The sequence below is a fragment of the Corallococcus sp. AS-1-12 genome (genome assembly GCF_020036995.1).
In the GTDB taxonomy this organism is placed as follows: domain Bacteria; phylum Myxococcota; class Myxococcia; order Myxococcales; family Myxococcaceae; genus Corallococcus.
The window spans coordinates 346,236-360,712 of record NZ_JAIQDD010000003.1 but is presented as its reverse complement, the minus strand read 5'-3'; the positions used below and the strand labels follow the sequence as shown (position 1 = coordinate 360,712).

Here is a 14,477-nt window from a genome sequence, read left to right as displayed (position 1 = left end):
CTCCTGCCCCCGAGCCGTCCCCCGCCATGCCGTCCCTTCCTCCTCTCTGCTCCGCCCGCGCCGCCGGGCTCCTCGCGGCGCTCGCGCTGGTGCTCACCAGCGCCACGCCCGCGTTCGCCCTGCCGGGCGGAGGCAAGACGCCCCGCGCCATCCTGGAGGCGGACTCCGACCTGCCCCCGCCGGTGACGGGGGTGGACGTGGTGGAGCACCTGGGAGAGCCGCTCCCCCTGGAGACCCGCCTCCTGGACTCCACCGGGGAAGAGGTGCGGCTGGGCACGCTGCTGTCCAAGACGCGCCCCACCCTGCTCACGCTCGTCTATTACGAGTGCCCCATGCTCTGTAACCTCGTCATCAACGAGCAGGTCCGCGTGATGCGCGAGCTGGGCCTGGAGCTGGGCAAGGACTACGAGGCCGTCACCGTCAGCATCGACCCGAAGGACACCCCGGTGCAGAGCGCGGAGCGGCGGCGCAAGTACCTCCAGTCCATGGGCAAGCCGGAGACGGCCCCCTGGCATTTCCTCACCGGCACCGACGAGAACATCCACAAGCTCGCCGACGCCGTGGGCTTCAAGTACACGTATGAGCCGAGCACGAAGCAGTACGCCCACCCCGCGGTGGTCACCGTGCTCACGCCGGAGGGGAGCATCTCCCGCTATCTCTACGGCACGTCGTTCGACCGCAAGGACGTGAAGCTTTCGCTGCTGGAAGCAGCGGGCGGTCGGGTCGGGACGAGCGTCGATCGCATCGTCATGTCCTGTTTCAAGTATGACACCGCCACGCGGCGGTACGGTTTCTACATCTTCGGGTTCATCCGCCTGGGCTCCCTGGCTGTCTTCGGCGCCCTGGCCACGATGCTGATCTATTTCTGGAGGCGCGAGCTGAAGAAAGGCGCGACTACATGAGCGACCTGGCCAACCAATTCCTGTTCCTCCCGGAGCGCGCGTCCACGTTCGCGGAACGGGTCGACTTCCTGCACTACTTCGTCGTTGGTACGACGATGGTGATGTCCGCGGGCGTCGGCCTCGCGGCGCTCTTCATGTTCTTCCGCTACCGCCGGCGGGAGGCCCACCAGCACACGGAATACGTGGTGCCGGACCTGAAGACGGAGTTCCTCTTCGTCTCCGTCCCGCTGGTGTTCTTCCTGGCGTGGTTCGCCATCGGGTTCCGGGACTTCACCTGGTACACCACTCCGCCCAAGGACTCGATGGATGTCTACGTCATGGGCAAGCAGTGGATGTGGAAGTTCTCCTACCCGGAGGGCCCCAACGGCGTGAACGTGCTGCACGTGCCGGCCAACCGCCCGGTGCGCCTGCTCATCACGTCCCGCGACGTCATCCACTCCTTCTACGTCCCGTCCTTCCGCATCAAGATGGACGCGGTGCCGGGCCGCTACACGCAGGCCTGGTTCGAGGCGACGAAGCCCGGCACGTACCAGGTGCTCTGCACCGAGTACTGCGGCCTGTCGCACTCGAAGATGCTGGCCGAGGTCGTCGTGCTCGCGCCGGAGGACTACGAGAACTGGCTGAAGGAGCAGCAGCGTGGCCGCCTCCAGGACCGGCAGGACGCGCTGGCGGACACGTCGCTCGTGCCGCCCGTCGCCCGCATGGCCGAGCAGGGCCAGAAGCTGGTGGGCACGCAGGGCTGCCTCAAGTGCCACTCGGTGGACGGCTCGAAGCACATCGGCCCCACCTTCCTGGGCATGTACGAGCGTGAAGAGAAGCTCGACGATGGCCAGAGCATCCGCGTGGATGAAGCCTACATCACCCAGTCGATGATGGACCCGGGCGCGCACATCGTCGCCGGCTACCAGAACGTGATGCCGACCTACCAGGGCAAGCTGCAGGGCCCCGAGTCGGCCGCCATCGTCGAGTACATCAAGACGCTGCGCACCGCGAACGTGCGCGAGACCGCTTCCGAGGGCCCCGCCTATGACCCCATCCAGTAGCATCGCCGCGCCGGGGGCCGTCCCCGGCCATGAGGCGCACGACGACCACGGCCACCACCCGAGCTACCTGACGGACGGCACCACGGTGAAGTCGTGGCTGCTGACGGTGGACCACAAGCGCATCGGCATCATGTACATGGCCTGGGTGCTGCTCTTCTTCCTCGTGGGCGGCATCTTCGCGCTGCTCATCCGGATCGAGCTGCTCACGCCCGGCCCGACCATCATGGACGCGATGACGTACAACCGCGTCTTCACGTTGCATGGCGTGGTCATGATCTTCCTGTTCATGATCCCCGCCATCCCGGCCATCTTCGGCAACTTCATGCTGCCGCTGATGCTGGGCGCCAAGGACGTGGCGTTCCCCCGCCTGAACCTGCTGTCGCTCTACGTGTACCTGGCCGGCGCGGGCTTCGCGCTCTGGGGCATGCTCAACGGCGGCCTGGACACCGGCTGGACGTTCTACACGCCGTACAGCGCGCACACGACGACCACGGTGGCGCCGGTGCTCTTCGGCGCGTTCATCATCGGGTTCAGCTCCATCCTCACGGGCATGAACTTCATCGTCACCGCGCACACCATGCGCGCGCCGGGCATCACCTGGTTCAAGATGCCCCTGATGGTGTGGGCGCTCTACGCCACCAGTTGCATCCAGGTGCTGGCGACGCCGGTGATTGGCCTGCTGCTCCTGCTGGTGACGGCGGAGAACCTGTTCAGCCTGGGCATGTTCGACGTGGCCCGCGGCGGTGACCCGGTGCTCTTCCAGCACCTGTTCTGGTTCTACAGCCACCCGGCCGTGTACATCATGGTGCTGCCGGCGTTCGGCGTGATGAGCGAGGTCGTCTCCACGTTCAGCCGCAAGAACATCTTCGGCTACCGCGCGGTGGCGTACTCGTCGCTGGGCATCGCGTTCGTGGGCTTCTTCGCCTGGGGCCACCACATGTTCGTGTCCGGCCAGTCCACCTTCAACGCCGGCGTGTTCGGCGTGCTGACGATGCTGGTGGGCGTGTTCACCGCCATCAAGGTCTTCAACTGGGTGGGCACGGTCTACAAGGGCGCGGTGGAGTTCACGACCCCGTTCGCCTACTTCTGCGGCTTCCTGTTCTTCACCGTGTTCGGCGGCATGACGGGCATCGCGGTGGGCACCGTGTCGCTGGACGTGGCGTGGCACGACACCTACTTCGTCGTGGCGCACTTCCACTTCATCATGGTGGGCGCGACGATCATGGCCTTCCTGGCCGCGCTCCACTACTGGTTCCCGAAGATGTTCGGGAAGATGTACCACGAGGGGTGGGGCCTGGTTTCCGCGGCGCTCATCATCCTGGGCTTCAACGCGACGTTCATCCCCCAGTTCCTCGTGGGCAACGCGGGCATGCCGCGCCGCTACTACGAGTACCCGGAGCGCTTCCAGGCGCTGAACGTGGCGTCCACCGCCGGTGCGTCGCTGCTCGCGTTCGGCTTCATCATCATCGCCATCTACCTGACCTACGCGCTCATCTACGGCGAGCGCGTGGACAACCCGTGGAACAGCAAGGGCTACGAGTGGCTGACCATGTCCCCTCCGCCCACGCACAACTTCATCGGGCCCCAGCCGACCTACCCCGAGGAGCCGCACTTCTACGTGGATCCGAAGAAGGCCGAGGGCGAGGTGTCGGATGTCTAGCGCTCACGTGACGCCGGGCTCGGTGCCCGGTCCCAAGCTGGCTGCCCACTTCGCGTCGCTGGATGTCCAGAAGCACGCGGCGCGGCTGGGCATGTGGCTGTTCCTCGCCACGGAAATCCTGCTCTTCGCGGGTCTGTTCGCGTGCTACGCGGCCTACCGCTTCCTGTTCCCGGAAGCGTGGGCGGCCTCCAGCCGGAGCCTGGACCTGACGATGGGCACCATCAACACGGTGGTGCTCATCACCTCCTCGTTCACCGCCGCCATGGCGGTGCACTACGCCAAGGAGGGGAAGAACAAGATGGTGGGGCACATGAACGTGCTCACCCTCCTGATGGCGCTGGGCTTCCTCGTCATCAAGTTCTTCGAGTACAAGCACAAGTTCCACATCGGGACGCTGCCGGGCCGCTACTACTTCTACGAAGGCATCCAGTTGCCGGGCGCGCCGCTGTACTTCTCCGTGTACTTCGCCTCCACCGCGCTGCACGCGCTGCACGTCATCATCGGCATGACGGTGCTGGCGTTCGCCACGGTGCGCGCGTACCGCGTCGGGGACTTCAGCGCGAACAACTACACGCAGGTCGAGCTGGGCTCCATGTACTGGCACCTCGTCGACCTGGTGTGGATCTTCCTCTTCCCGATGCTGTACCTGGTCTGAGGGTTACGACATGGCCATCGCCAACGAATCGCGTCAGGAAGAGCACAACATGCAGGAGCACCACGGCGCCGGGCGCTACGTGGTCATCTGGATTGCCCTGCTGGTGCTGACGCTCGTCACCGTGTTCACCGGCCGCATGCACCTGCCTGACTTCGGTCTGGTGCTCGCGCTCATCATCGCCAGCGTGAAGGGCACGCTGGTGGCGCTCTACTTCATGCACCTGTCGGAGCACCAGGGCGCCAACCGCCTGGTGTTCGCCGTGTCCATCCTGTTCGTGGTGCTGCTCATCGGCTTCTCGCTGATGGACCTGGGCACCCGCTTCCGTCTGGCCAACCCGCCGGGGTCGCAGTACAGCGACCTGCAGTCGGTGGACATCGGCGCGAACCCGACGGAAGGCCGCACGGGTGGCCACCAGCAGCTCCAGAAGCAGGGACACGAGACGCACGAGTAGTCCCCCGCTTCCGTCAGCCCCCTGAAGCACGAACGCGGCGCCCGGGATTCTTCCCTGGCGCCGCGTCGCTTTGGGGCGGGCCCGGCGGGCCCGCCCCGCCCGGCGGAGGACTACAGGGCGACGGTCAGGTTGAAGGAGAGCGCCGTGTCCGTGGACACCTTGCCCGGGGGCGGGGCGCTGTCGGCCTTCACCTGGAAGCCCACGCCCAGGGCCAGCGCGTCGGTGAGGCTCGCCATCACCTGCGTCTGGCTGCTGAAGAGGATGCGCGAGTCGGAGATGACGCTGACGAGGATCTCCGCGTCCTCCTGGAAGGTGATGTCCTTGGAGATGCCGTAGCGGAACAGGGCACCGAAGCGCGGGCCGCCCAGGTCCACGTCCGGCAGGTCCACGCGGTCCGGGTAGTACTGGAAGCGCGTCTCGCGGGCGTAGCGGAAGGCGAAGTCGGTGCGCAGGACGGAGTCGCGCGTGCCCAGCTTCTCGTCCTTCTTGGTGTCGAACCAGAGGATGCTGGCGCCGGCTTCACCGTAGGGCCGCGACTCCACGCTCTTGATGTGGTCCGTGTCCACGCCGGCCAGCAGGTAGCCGCTGAGCTGATCCGTGAAGCGGCGGTCCCCACGCAGCTCGAAGCCGGCGTTGAGGGCCACCACCTGGGACAGGGACTCCACCTCCCCTTCCACCTCGGGCGGGCGGCTGCGGCCGTACGCGCCGTAGGCCTTGATGGAGTAGATCCACTTGTCCGTCTTGCGCAGCGCGCTGGCCAGGCCGCTCACGGTCAGCGTGGACGCGTTGCCGGTGAGGGAGATGAGGCTCAGGCCCACGCTGACGTCCCAGGCGCTGGGCTTCGCGGGGGCCGCGGCGGCAGCGGCCTCGACGGCGGGCGCGGGAGGCGGCGCGACGGGCCCGCGCGCGGTCACCTCGGCCAGCTTCTCGATGGCCTCCGCGAGCCGGGCGCTGGCCTCGGCGGCGCGCTCCGCGGCGAGGGCGGCGCGCTCGGCGGCGGCGGCGGCGCGCTCCGCGGCGGGGGCGTCCTCGGGGAGGGCGGGCGGCGCCGGAGCGCGGACGGCGGCCGGCGGCGGCGGGGCGGCGGGACGCGGGGCGGGTGCCGGCGGCGTCTGGGATTGCAGTGACGAGGCGAGCAGCAGCGCGACGGGGAGCATCAAGGTTCCTTGGGTGAGGCAGGTGCGGCAGCGGACCTGCAAGGGAGCGTGAGAGTGCCGGCTCCCTTTCCGGCGTGAACTTCTTAACGCCATGGGACAGGGAGCGTCTCCACCTTCTAGGCTCGAAATGCGGGCCCTTCCTGGCCCCGGTACGTGAGGACCCGCCCTTGAGGCCCACCCTGCTCGCGCTGCTGTTCGTGTCGTTGTCCTGGCCCGCGGTCGTCACGGCGGCGCAGAAGGTCACCGTTCCGGTGGACGTGGGCGTGGGGCCGGCGGTGTTCGTGTTCTCCGGCCCCATCGCGGACGACCAGTTGCTGCACACGGGGCTGAAGCTGTCGGTGGACGCGGTGCTGGACAAGGAGTGGCTGCGCAAGAACCAGCGCGCGATTCCCGCGCGCTACCGGAAGCAGGCGAAGCAGATGGACGAGATCCGCATCTCGCCGTCCATCTTCATCCCGGACTCGTTCATCATCTCGCCGAAGTACCGCGACACGGGGATGTACGGCGTGACGTTCAAGCCGCTGGGGCTGGGGGTGCCGCTGTCGTCCAGTCCGGTGCGCTTCAAGCTGGGCGTGGGGCTGGTGTTGACGTACGCGTACATCTTCTCCGACACGCTGCCGGACACGCACTTCCTGCGGCCCGGAGCGAGCCTGGGCGCGGACCTGGAGTTCCAGTTGGCGAAGAGCTTCCTCGTCAGCGTGGGCTGGGAGTCCACGTTCTACGTGCCGCAGGAGCTGGGCGGGTTGGGGCTGCCGGACTCCCTGGGGGACGGCATCTTCCACGTGGGGCAGGCGTACCTGCAACTGCACTTCCGGTTCCCGTACACCACGACGCTGTAGGGCTCGCGCGCGGGCGGGGCGCGCGTCTAGGGTGCCCGGCACCATGTCCCTCGTCCTCGCCACCGACGCGCAGAAGGCGCAGCGCGACTCCGTCACCCATGCCGCGTGGGGTTCGCCCCTGAGCGTGCCGCAGTACCAGGAGCGCGAAGCGCGGCTGCGCGCGCACCCGTGGAGCCGCGAGGGCATGAACACGTGGCTGTGGCTGGCGGATGACGGCCGGGTGCTGGCGTCATGCGAGACCTTCCACACGGACAGCTTCCTGCGGGGCGCGGACGGACACCTGACGCAAGGGGACAGCTACGCCATCGCCAGCGTGTACACGGAGGAGCACCTGCGCGGGCGGGGGCACGCCACGCGGTTGATGGACGCCGTCGCCGCGGAGCTGGAGCGGGTGGCGCCGCGTCCGCACTCGGTGGTCCTGTTCTCCGACGTGGGGGCGCCGCTGTACCGCCGGTCCGGCTACGTGGAGGTGCCCGCGTGGGACTGGCACCTGGACGCGGTGGACGCGCCGGGGGGACGGCCCGTGGACGCGGGGCTCCAGGAGACGGACGTGGCGGGGGCGCTCGCGCGGATGCGCCGGCCGAACGTGCCCTTCTTCCTGTGGCCTGGCGCCGCGCAGGTGGACTGGCACCTGGAGCGGGAGCGCATCTACGCGGACCTGCTGGCGCGGCCCCGTCCCCGGACGTGCGGCGCGGTGGTGGGGGAGTCCACCGCGCTGTGGACGATGAACGCGCGCTACGGCGAGCTGGTGGTGCTGATGCTGGATGCGCGGGACGCCTCGTCGGCGGAGGCGCTGCTCACGGAGGCGCGCCGCGTGGCGCATCAGGCCGGGCTCAAGCGCGTGGTGTGGTGGGAGGAGCCCGCGACGGCGTCACTGCTGGGCGGGGTCCCCGGCGCGGTGCGGGTGCAGCGGGACGGGTCGCTGCCCATGCTGCGTCCGCTGCGCCCGGGGCTGCCCGCCGCGCCGGAGGTCCCCTTCCCTCGCGCCCTCTGGGTGTGAGCCCGGTGCTTCGGGACCGCCGCCACCGTCCGACGTGACAGGGGAACCCGCGCGCCGCCATCCCTGGAAGGGCGCGCTGGCCGCCTGACCTCCGGCCGGGTGGGAGCAGGGGCGCTGCCCCCAACCCGGATGTGTCAGGCGGCGACAGGTCCCCTAGGATGCGCCCCATGGCCGAGCGAAGGCGCATCATCGAGGGCACCTGGAACTGCACGTCCTGTGGCGCCCGCAACATCCCTGCCCGTCACAAGAACTGCCCCTCCTGCAACAACCCGCGGGAGCTCACCGGCAAGGAGTCCGAGTTCGACTTCGGTGACGTGGACGCGGCCTCCGGAAGGTCCACCCGCGAAGGCGTCACCGACGAACAGGCCCTGGACCTGGCCGGCGCCGGCGAGGACTGGTTCTGCGCCTACTGCGGCGCGGCCAACCGGGGCGACGGCAAGCGCTGCCGGCAGTGCTCCGCCGAGCGGGGCTCGGACGCGAAGGCCGCGCCGCTGGCGGACCTGTCCCCCCAGGCCCCACCGAAGCCCGCGCCCAAGCCGCGCCGCCTCGGGAAGGTGGCGCTCATCGTGGTGGGCATCCTGGGCTCGTGCTGCCTGGGCACCTGCGCGGTGGGCATCTGGGGCAACATGAAGCATGAGCTCCAGGGCGAGGTGGTGGCCACGAACTGGCGCCGCGCGCTGGTGCAGGAGCGCTTCGTCCCGGAGACGCGCACGGGCTGGCGGGACGAGCTGCGCCCCACGTCTCCGCGCATGCCGGTGAACGGCACGGGCGAGGTCGCGGGCGTGGCGAACATCCGCGACTGCGAGTCCCGCCAGCGCGGCACCCGCCGGGTGGCGGACGGCACCCAGCGCGTGTGCCGGACGAAGACGCGCAAGGTGGCCTGCGGCACCGAGGAGAAGTGCACCCGTCGCGACAAGGGCAACGGCTTCGCCGAGGAGGTCTGCCACGACGTGACGAAGTACTGCAGCGAGTCCTACGAGGACTGCGACACGGAGACGCGCTACCGCAACGAGCCCGTCTACGCGCAGCAGTGCTCCTACGACACGTACGCCTGGAAGCCGGTGGACACGCGCGAGCTCAAGGGCACGGAGGGGCCGCCGCGCTGGCCGGAGCTCACCGCCGGGACGAACGAGCGGGTGCGGCGGGAAGAGGACTACACCGTGCTGGTGCGCTACGACGACGGCGGCGTGAAGCAGCACGAGGTGAAGCCCACGCGCGAGGAGGAGTTCGCCGCGTGGAAGAAGGGCCAGGGCGTCACGCTCACCGTGACGAACCTGGGCAAGGTGGAGCAGGCCGTCCGCCGCTGAAGGAGTCCCATGGAGTGCACCTGCTGTGGCGCCTGCTGCGTGGCGCCGGACATCGCCGCGCTGGACAAGCCGCTGGGGCTGAGGTGCCCGCACCTGGGCGCGGACAACCTGTGCACCGTGTACGAGCGGCGGCCCCAGGTGTGCCGGGACTACGCGGCGGATGAGGTCTGCCGCCGCATCGAGGCCCCCACGCTGGAGGAGCGCGTGCACAACTACCTGGCGCTGTTCCAGCTCACCGCGGAGGCCCAGGCCGTGCGTGAGTCCGGCTGCGCCTCCATGCGGATGGCGCGCGCCATCAGGGAGCGGAAGTGACCTTCCAGCCCACCGAGCCGTTCATCCCCGCGCCGGGCCTTCGCGGCGCGCACGCGCAGACCATCTACGCGTCCCTCGTGCGCCCCACGCGCGTGCCTCCCCTGCGCCGGGAGCGGAGGGACCTGCCGGACGGGGACTTCGTCGACCTGGACACCTTCGACGGGCCCACGGGCGCGCCGCACGTGGTGGTGCTGCACGGCCTGGAGGGGTCTTCCCAGGCGGGCTACGTCACGGAGGTGCTGCGGGGCGCGGCGAAGCGCGGCTGGGGCGCCACGGCGATCAACTTCCGCTCGTGCAGCGGGGAGCCGAACCGGCTGGCCCGGGCGTACCACTCCGGGGACACGGCGGACACGCTGCTGGTGATGGCGGACGTGCGCGCGCGCATCACCGGGCCCATGCTCGCGGTGGGCTTCTCCCTGGGCGCCAACGTGCTGTGCCGGCTGCTGGAGGAGACGGGCGAAGCGGCGCCGGTCGTGGCCGCCGCGTCCATCAGCGCGCCGTACGACCTGGACGCGTGCTGCCGCAAGCTGGATGGTGGCGGCGGCTACCACTGGCTCTACCGCGAGCGGTTCCTGCGCACGCTCAAGAGCAAGGCCCGCGCGAAGCTGCGGCGGTTCCCGGGCGCGTTCGACGGCAAGCGCATGGAGGCGGCGCGCACCATCCGGGGCTATGACGACGTGGTCACCGGGCCGCTGCATGGCTTCCGGGACGCGGAGCACTACTACCGGGAGGCGTCGTCGGGGCCCCGGCTCGCGGACATCCGCCGGCCCACGCTGCTCTTGAGCTCCGCGGATGATCCGATGCTGGAGGCGCCGGTGATTCCGCCTTCCGCGCGGGACAACCCGCTGCTCAGCGTGGTGCTGACCGAGCAGGGCGGCCACGTGGGCTTCGTCGCGGGCCGCGTGCACCGTCCGTACTTCTGGGCGGAGGCGCAAGCGCTCGCGTTCTTCGAGCGGGTGCTCGCCCGCTGATCAGCCGAAGAAGAAGGTGAGGCCGAGTTTTCCGGACGGCTGGAGTTTGCGCATCATCCACGACTGCGTCTCCGCGGGAGACAGCGAGTCGCGGAAGGGCTCGTCCAGCTTCTTGAGGCTGGGGACGTCCATCTCCATGAAGCTCATGCCGCCGCGCACGAAGAAGCTGAGGCGCCGGGTGGCGTTGAACTCCAGGCCCAGGTGCGTGCTGATGTACGTGTAACCCACGCGCTCCATGGAGGAGGTGGGCAACTGCGTGCGGTCCGCGAGCCTCCGGTTCAGCGTCTTCGTGCTCGCGGCCTGCGCGTGTCCGAACTCCCAGGAGAACGAGGGAGAGACCTTGCTCTTCAGCGGGAGGAGCGTGAGTCCCGCGCGCAAGGCGCCTCGCAGGCCGTTGTGCGCGCCGCCGAGGTGGATTCGCAGGTGCGGCGAGGGCCGGAGGACGCCGGAGAGTCCCGCGCCCTCGGGCATGCCCGCGTCGAGCATGAGGCCGAAGGGCGCCAGCCGCTCCGGATCATTCATGCGGCGCCGGCCTTCGCCCTGCTGGGCCTGGACCTGCGGCAACTGCGCCTGCGGTGCTGACTGGGCCATGGCCGTGTGAGTCGCCAGGACCATGACCGCCGCGGTGACGATGGACACCGCTCCCATGAGGCTTCTCCCCGTTCCAGACATCGCGGCCACGCGCGATGAGATTTGCGAGGTACGCCGGATCCCGGAATCACTCGCGCTCCGAGACCCGGCTGCGTGTTGCTCCCCCCGACCCGCCACTCCACTCCCGCCACTGCCACACGCCCGGTGCTGACTGTCGCGTCGCCTCGATGCCGCCGCCGGCTGGATCGCGAAGCTCTCGCACCGCCACGTCTTGATTCACGGCCCTTCACGTCTCCCGTCCGGCGACCACGGCCGCCATTGCCGGACTCCCCCAAACTGCGCACTGCTCCGTCCCGCCGCCCAGCCCCGTCCCGCGACCTGCTTGCTGCCCTGCTCGACCGCGCAGCCTGCTGCCCCCCGGTGCCGCGCGGTGTGAGGTGATGCGCACTGCCCTGATCCACCGTGCTGCGTGCTGCGTCCCCCTCCACCGTCCCGCCCGTGCTGCCCCGTCCCGCCCTACCCCGTCCTGCGTGCTGCCCCGTCCCGCCCGTCCTGCCCCGTCCTGCGTGCCGCCCCAACCCGCCCGACCCCGTACCGCCTTTGCGCCCCCGTCCTGCGTGCTGCCCCGACCCGCCCGACCCCGTCCTGCGTGCTGCCCCGTCCCGCCCGTCCTGCCCCGTGCTGCCTTTGCTGCCCGACCCGCCCGACCCCGTCCTGCCTTTGCTGCCCCGTCCCACCCGTCCTGCCCCGTGCTGCCTTTACTGCCCCGACCCGCCCTACCCCGTCCTGCGTGCTGCCCCGACCCGCCCTACCCCGTCCTGCCTTTGCTGCCCCGTCCCACCCTGCCCCGTCCTGCTTTTGCTGCCCCGTCCCGCCCTGCCCCGTCCTGCTTTTGCTGCCCCGTCCCGCCCTGCCCCGTCCTGCTTTTGCTGCCCCAACCCGCCCTACCCCGTCCCGCCTTTGCTGCCCCGTCCCGCCCTGTTCCCCTTGAAGCAGTACGGCTTCCCCCCACCGACTCCGTCCCCCCCGCCGTGCTGCCCGTTGCTGATGCCGGGGTGCCTAAGCATTCGCCGTGCCGACACTTCTTCGCGGGATATTCCCCTTTGATATCGGGGACTTGAGCCATCCCGGCCCACGGGCCGACCCCGACTGTGGGCCCTGAGCCGGAAAAAACTCCTGACCCTCCGGGGCCCCGGCCTAACGTGTGACAGCCTTGTTGACGGGATGATGGAGGAACCCGTGCGCCTTCCGGTCGCCGCCGCACTGCTCAGCCTGGTCGCCTGCTCCGAATCGACCGAAGGCACCACCCCGAAGCTCGAAGGCCTCATCAATCCGAGGCAGCGGCTCATCACCCCCGCGCGCGTCTGCAACGCCGGTGGCGCCCCGTCGGGATGGCGCCTGGAGCTCATCGGCGACCGCTTCACCCCCGTGCCTCGCGACGCGCTCACCGACTCGCCGTCCGTGGAGCTTCCCACGGTCTCCCTGAGCGGCCCCGCCGACTACACGCTCCCCGCGGACCACCTCTTCTTCGCGCGCACCGAGCTCATGCGGATGGACCTGCCCACCCGCGACAGCACGCCGTCGAACACGCTCCCGCCCGGCGCCTATACCGTCTCCGTGACGAACCCCCTCGGCGGCACCGCCGAGCTCGAGGACGCCCTGCGCGTCGTGCCACCGCCCGTCATCACGACCCTCACCGCGCCCGAGGGCTTCCGCTACAACGCCGCCAGCCCCCTCGTCATCGAAGGCAGCGGCTTCCGCGCGGACGCACTGCCGCTCATCGTCCTCCAGCGCCAGGGCGAAGAGGACCAGCCCCTCTTCACCGTCACCGTCGTCTCCGACACGCGCATCGAAACCGAGGTGCCCCCCGCGACGCCGGAGGGCACCTACGCGCTCACCCTCACCAACCCCGAGGGCTGCTCCGTCACGCGTCCCCAGGCGCTCACCATCACCTATCCGCGGCTGGGCAACCTCTCCGTGTCGCCCGCGAGCGGCCCCGCCAACAGCGACACGACCATCACCCTCACCAACACCGCGTCCGGCACCGCGAAGCCCTTCACGCCCGGCACCCACGACGTGTACCTCGTCGCGCCCGTGAAGACGGACCCCGGCCAGACGGTGAACATCCCGCTGTACGACGTGACGTACGTCTCCCAGGCGCAGCTCCGCGCCACCGTACCCAACTGCTCCGGCTTCGACTCGCGGCCCGTCACGGACCCCGCGTGTCCCGGCGGCATCGTGCCCGGCACCTACGGGCTCATCGTCGCGGACCCCAGCGGTGCCTTCGGAACCCTCCCCGCGTCCTCCGGCTTCACCGTCACCCCATGAACGCCCTCGCCCTGCTCGCGGCCGCGGCGCTGGCCGCCGCCCCCGCCTCCAAGAAGGACACCGGAGGCCCCCTCTTCATCGCGCCCAAGGTGGGCTTCATCAAGCCCGTCACCTCGCTCGGCGGCGACCTCTTCCTCGGCGGCGAGGTGGGCTACCTCACGCCCCTCCTCCAGCGGCGCCTCGCGCTGGTGCTGGAGGTGAACTACCACCGGCCCTCCACGTCGGGGACGCTGCGCGGGCCACAACTGGACAACCTGGGCCAGCCCATCGAGTCGCCGTACACGCTCGCCGAGCGCGAGGTGGCCATCCAACTGTCCGCCGTGTTCCGCTTCCCCCGCGCGCTGGGGCCGCTCACGCCCTACGTGGGCGCGGGCCCCGGCCTGTACCTGCACCGCGCGACGGTGGAGTCCTTCGACAGCACCACGTCGGAGAGCGGCAGCGGGCCAGGCTTCCAGGTGCTCGCGGGCGCGGAGCTGCCGCTGGGTCCCGGCGGCGCCTTCCTGGAGGCGAAGTACCACTTCGCCCGGGTGGACTTCCTCACCACCGGCAGCGTGAACGCGGGCGCGGTGCTCGCGGCCCTGGGCTACCGGCTGCGCCTGTAGTCGCGCGGGGGCTTCAGGCCCGCCCCACCGGCGGGCGCAGCATCCGCAGGAGGTGCTGGGCCAGCAGGTCGCGCGTGGCCTGGAGCACCGACCCCATCAGGTGGTGCAGCGCCTCCGCGGTGTCGCCGTGGGCTTCGCGCACGCGCTCGGAGCGGCCGTCGAAGATGCGCAGCCGGCCGGGCACCAGCGAGATGACCGGCAGCGACGGGTGCCGCTTGCGCAAGAGCCCCAGGAACAGCGGGTGGTCCTCGTCCGGACGGCGCAGGTCCACCACCACCAGCGCGGGCTTGTTCTCCTTGATGGAGGCGAAGGCGTCATCGGGCTCGCCCGTGGCGGACACCTCCACGTCCGGCTCCGCGTCCAGGAAGCGGCTGAGCAGCGCGCGCGACGCCGCATGCGGGCTGACGACCAGGACCCGCATCAGCGCGACGCCCGGAAGGACACGGGCCTCCAGCCGACGGGCGGAACACGGCGAGCAGCGGCGGGGCGGGTCCAGGACATGGGATGAGCAGGTAACGCCCGGACCCCCTTCGAATCAATCCATCCCGCGTCCAGGTGCGCACGCCGTCCATCCAGGCGGCCAACCGTCCGCGCCCGTGGCTTCTTCCGGCCGCACGGGCCAGAGTGGCGGAGCGCCCTCCAACCCGCTACTTCCCATC

The 14,477-nt window shown here is 70.1% G+C and carries 15 protein-coding genes; 12 read left to right on the top strand and 3 right to left on the bottom strand.

Going from position 1 to position 14,477, the window contains the following annotated elements; all coding sequences use genetic code 11:
* Positions 1-26 precede the first annotated feature (26 nt).
* Genes K8556_RS06320 through K8556_RS06300 form a run of 5 tightly spaced genes read left to right on the top strand, consistent with a single transcriptional unit; the run spans position 27 to position 4,711 of the window.
* Entirely contained in the window at positions 27-902 is an 876-nt protein-coding gene (locus tag K8556_RS06320) for an SCO family protein (RefSeq protein ID WP_223739101.1), read from the top strand.
* Entirely contained in the window at positions 899-1,945 is a 1,047-nt protein-coding gene (gene coxB / locus K8556_RS06315) for a cytochrome c oxidase subunit II (RefSeq protein WP_223739100.1), read from the top strand. The genes K8556_RS06320 and coxB overlap by 4 nt, the downstream gene beginning before the upstream one ends.
* The gene (locus tag K8556_RS06310; protein ID WP_223739099.1) at positions 1,929-3,605 is read left to right on the top strand and encodes a cytochrome c oxidase subunit I; all 1,677 of its coding nucleotides are present in this window, start codon (positions 1,929-1,931) and stop codon (positions 3,603-3,605) included. Before coxB ends, K8556_RS06310 begins: the two co-directional genes overlap by 17 nt.
* Positions 3,598-4,260, top strand: a complete 663-nt coding sequence (locus K8556_RS06305) for a cytochrome c oxidase subunit 3 family protein (RefSeq protein ID WP_223739098.1) — start codon at positions 3,598-3,600, stop codon at positions 4,258-4,260. Before K8556_RS06310 ends, K8556_RS06305 begins: the two co-directional genes overlap by 8 nt.
* A 10-nt stretch (positions 4,261-4,270) precedes the next feature.
* On the top strand, positions 4,271-4,711 hold the full coding sequence (locus K8556_RS06300) for a cytochrome C oxidase subunit IV family protein (protein WP_223739097.1): 441 nt from the start codon (positions 4,271-4,273) through the stop codon (positions 4,709-4,711).
* 110 nt (positions 4,712-4,821) lie between these two features.
* On the opposite strand, the gene K8556_RS06295 is transcribed toward K8556_RS06300, so the two are convergent.
* Positions 4,822-5,868 (bottom strand): DUF481 domain-containing protein, encoded by a 1,047-nt coding sequence (locus tag K8556_RS06295; RefSeq protein ID WP_223739096.1) that lies wholly within the window; start codon positions 5,866-5,868, stop codon positions 4,822-4,824.
* Positions 5,869-6,035: 167 nt separating this feature from the next.
* Here K8556_RS06295 and K8556_RS06290 point away from each other — a divergent pair, with 167 nt between their 5' ends.
* The 5 genes from K8556_RS06290 to K8556_RS06270 all read left to right on the top strand — a co-directional run bounded on the left by K8556_RS06290 (position 6,036) and on the right by K8556_RS06270 (position 10,297).
* A complete protein-coding gene (locus tag K8556_RS06290; RefSeq protein WP_223739095.1) occupies positions 6,036-6,707 on the top strand; it encodes a hypothetical protein in 672 nt (223 codons plus the stop codon).
* Between the two features lie 43 nt (positions 6,708-6,750).
* A complete protein-coding gene (locus K8556_RS06285) occupies positions 6,751-7,707 on the top strand; it encodes a GNAT family N-acetyltransferase (RefSeq protein ID WP_223739094.1) in 957 nt (318 codons plus the stop codon).
* Positions 7,708-7,874: 167 nt separating this feature from the next.
* A complete protein-coding gene (locus tag K8556_RS06280; protein ID WP_223739093.1) occupies positions 7,875-9,014 on the top strand; it encodes a hypothetical protein in 1,140 nt (379 codons plus the stop codon).
* Between the two features lie 9 nt (positions 9,015-9,023).
* Entirely contained in the window at positions 9,024-9,326 is a 303-nt protein-coding gene (locus K8556_RS06275; protein ID WP_223739092.1) for a YkgJ family cysteine cluster protein, read from the top strand.
* Positions 9,323-10,297: an alpha/beta fold hydrolase gene (locus K8556_RS06270; protein ID WP_223739091.1), complete on the top strand. Its 975-nt coding sequence runs from the start codon at positions 9,323-9,325 to the stop codon at positions 10,295-10,297. The genes K8556_RS06275 and K8556_RS06270 overlap by 4 nt, the downstream gene beginning before the upstream one ends.
* On the opposite strand, the gene K8556_RS06265 is transcribed toward K8556_RS06270, so the two are convergent.
* A complete protein-coding gene (locus K8556_RS06265; RefSeq protein WP_223739090.1) occupies positions 10,298-10,945 on the bottom strand; it encodes a hypothetical protein in 648 nt (215 codons plus the stop codon).
* 1,182 nt (positions 10,946-12,127) lie between these two features.
* On the opposite strand from K8556_RS06265, the gene K8556_RS06260 reads away from it, so the two are divergent.
* Positions 12,128-13,216, top strand: a complete 1,089-nt coding sequence (locus tag K8556_RS06260; RefSeq protein WP_223739089.1) for a hypothetical protein — start codon at positions 12,128-12,130, stop codon at positions 13,214-13,216.
* The gene (locus K8556_RS06255) at positions 13,213-13,818 is read left to right on the top strand and encodes an outer membrane beta-barrel protein (protein ID WP_223739088.1); all 606 of its coding nucleotides are present in this window, start codon (positions 13,213-13,215) and stop codon (positions 13,816-13,818) included. Before K8556_RS06260 ends, K8556_RS06255 begins: the two co-directional genes overlap by 4 nt.
* 13 nt (positions 13,819-13,831) lie before the next feature.
* Here K8556_RS06255 and K8556_RS06250 read toward each other — a convergent pair whose 3' ends face one another.
* Positions 13,832-14,242 (bottom strand): response regulator, encoded by a 411-nt coding sequence (locus tag K8556_RS06250; RefSeq protein ID WP_083892341.1) that lies wholly within the window; start codon positions 14,240-14,242, stop codon positions 13,832-13,834.
* Between the last annotated feature and the right edge of the window lie 235 nt (positions 14,243-14,477).

What these genes read in the sequence shown, in the direction of transcription:
- K8556_RS06320 (WP_223739101.1), top strand. Translation starts at nt 27, where the DNA reads ATGCCGTCCCTTCCTCCTCTCTGCTCCGCCCGCGCCGCCGGGCTCCTC.
- coxB (WP_223739100.1), top strand. Translation starts at nt 899, where the DNA reads ATGAGCGACCTGGCCAACCAATTCCTGTTCCTCCCGGAGCGCGCGTCC.
- K8556_RS06310 (WP_223739099.1), top strand. Translation starts at nt 1,929, where the DNA reads ATGACCCCATCCAGTAGCATCGCCGCGCCGGGGGCCGTCCCCGGCCAT.
- K8556_RS06305 (WP_223739098.1), top strand. Translation starts at nt 3,598, where the DNA reads ATGTCTAGCGCTCACGTGACGCCGGGCTCGGTGCCCGGTCCCAAGCTG.
- K8556_RS06300 (WP_223739097.1), top strand. Translation starts at nt 4,271, where the DNA reads ATGGCCATCGCCAACGAATCGCGTCAGGAAGAGCACAACATGCAGGAG.
- K8556_RS06295 (WP_223739096.1), bottom strand. Translation starts at nt 5,868, where the DNA reads ATGCTCCCCGTCGCGCTGCTGCTCGCCTCGTCACTGCAATCCCAGACG.
- K8556_RS06285 (WP_223739094.1), top strand. Translation starts at nt 6,751, where the DNA reads ATGTCCCTCGTCCTCGCCACCGACGCGCAGAAGGCGCAGCGCGACTCC.
- K8556_RS06280 (WP_223739093.1), top strand. Translation starts at nt 7,875, where the DNA reads ATGGCCGAGCGAAGGCGCATCATCGAGGGCACCTGGAACTGCACGTCC.
- K8556_RS06275 (WP_223739092.1), top strand. Translation starts at nt 9,024, where the DNA reads ATGGAGTGCACCTGCTGTGGCGCCTGCTGCGTGGCGCCGGACATCGCC.
- K8556_RS06265 (WP_223739090.1), bottom strand. Translation starts at nt 10,945, where the DNA reads ATGGGAGCGGTGTCCATCGTCACCGCGGCGGTCATGGTCCTGGCGACT.
- K8556_RS06255 (WP_223739088.1), top strand. Translation starts at nt 13,213, where the DNA reads ATGAACGCCCTCGCCCTGCTCGCGGCCGCGGCGCTGGCCGCCGCCCCC.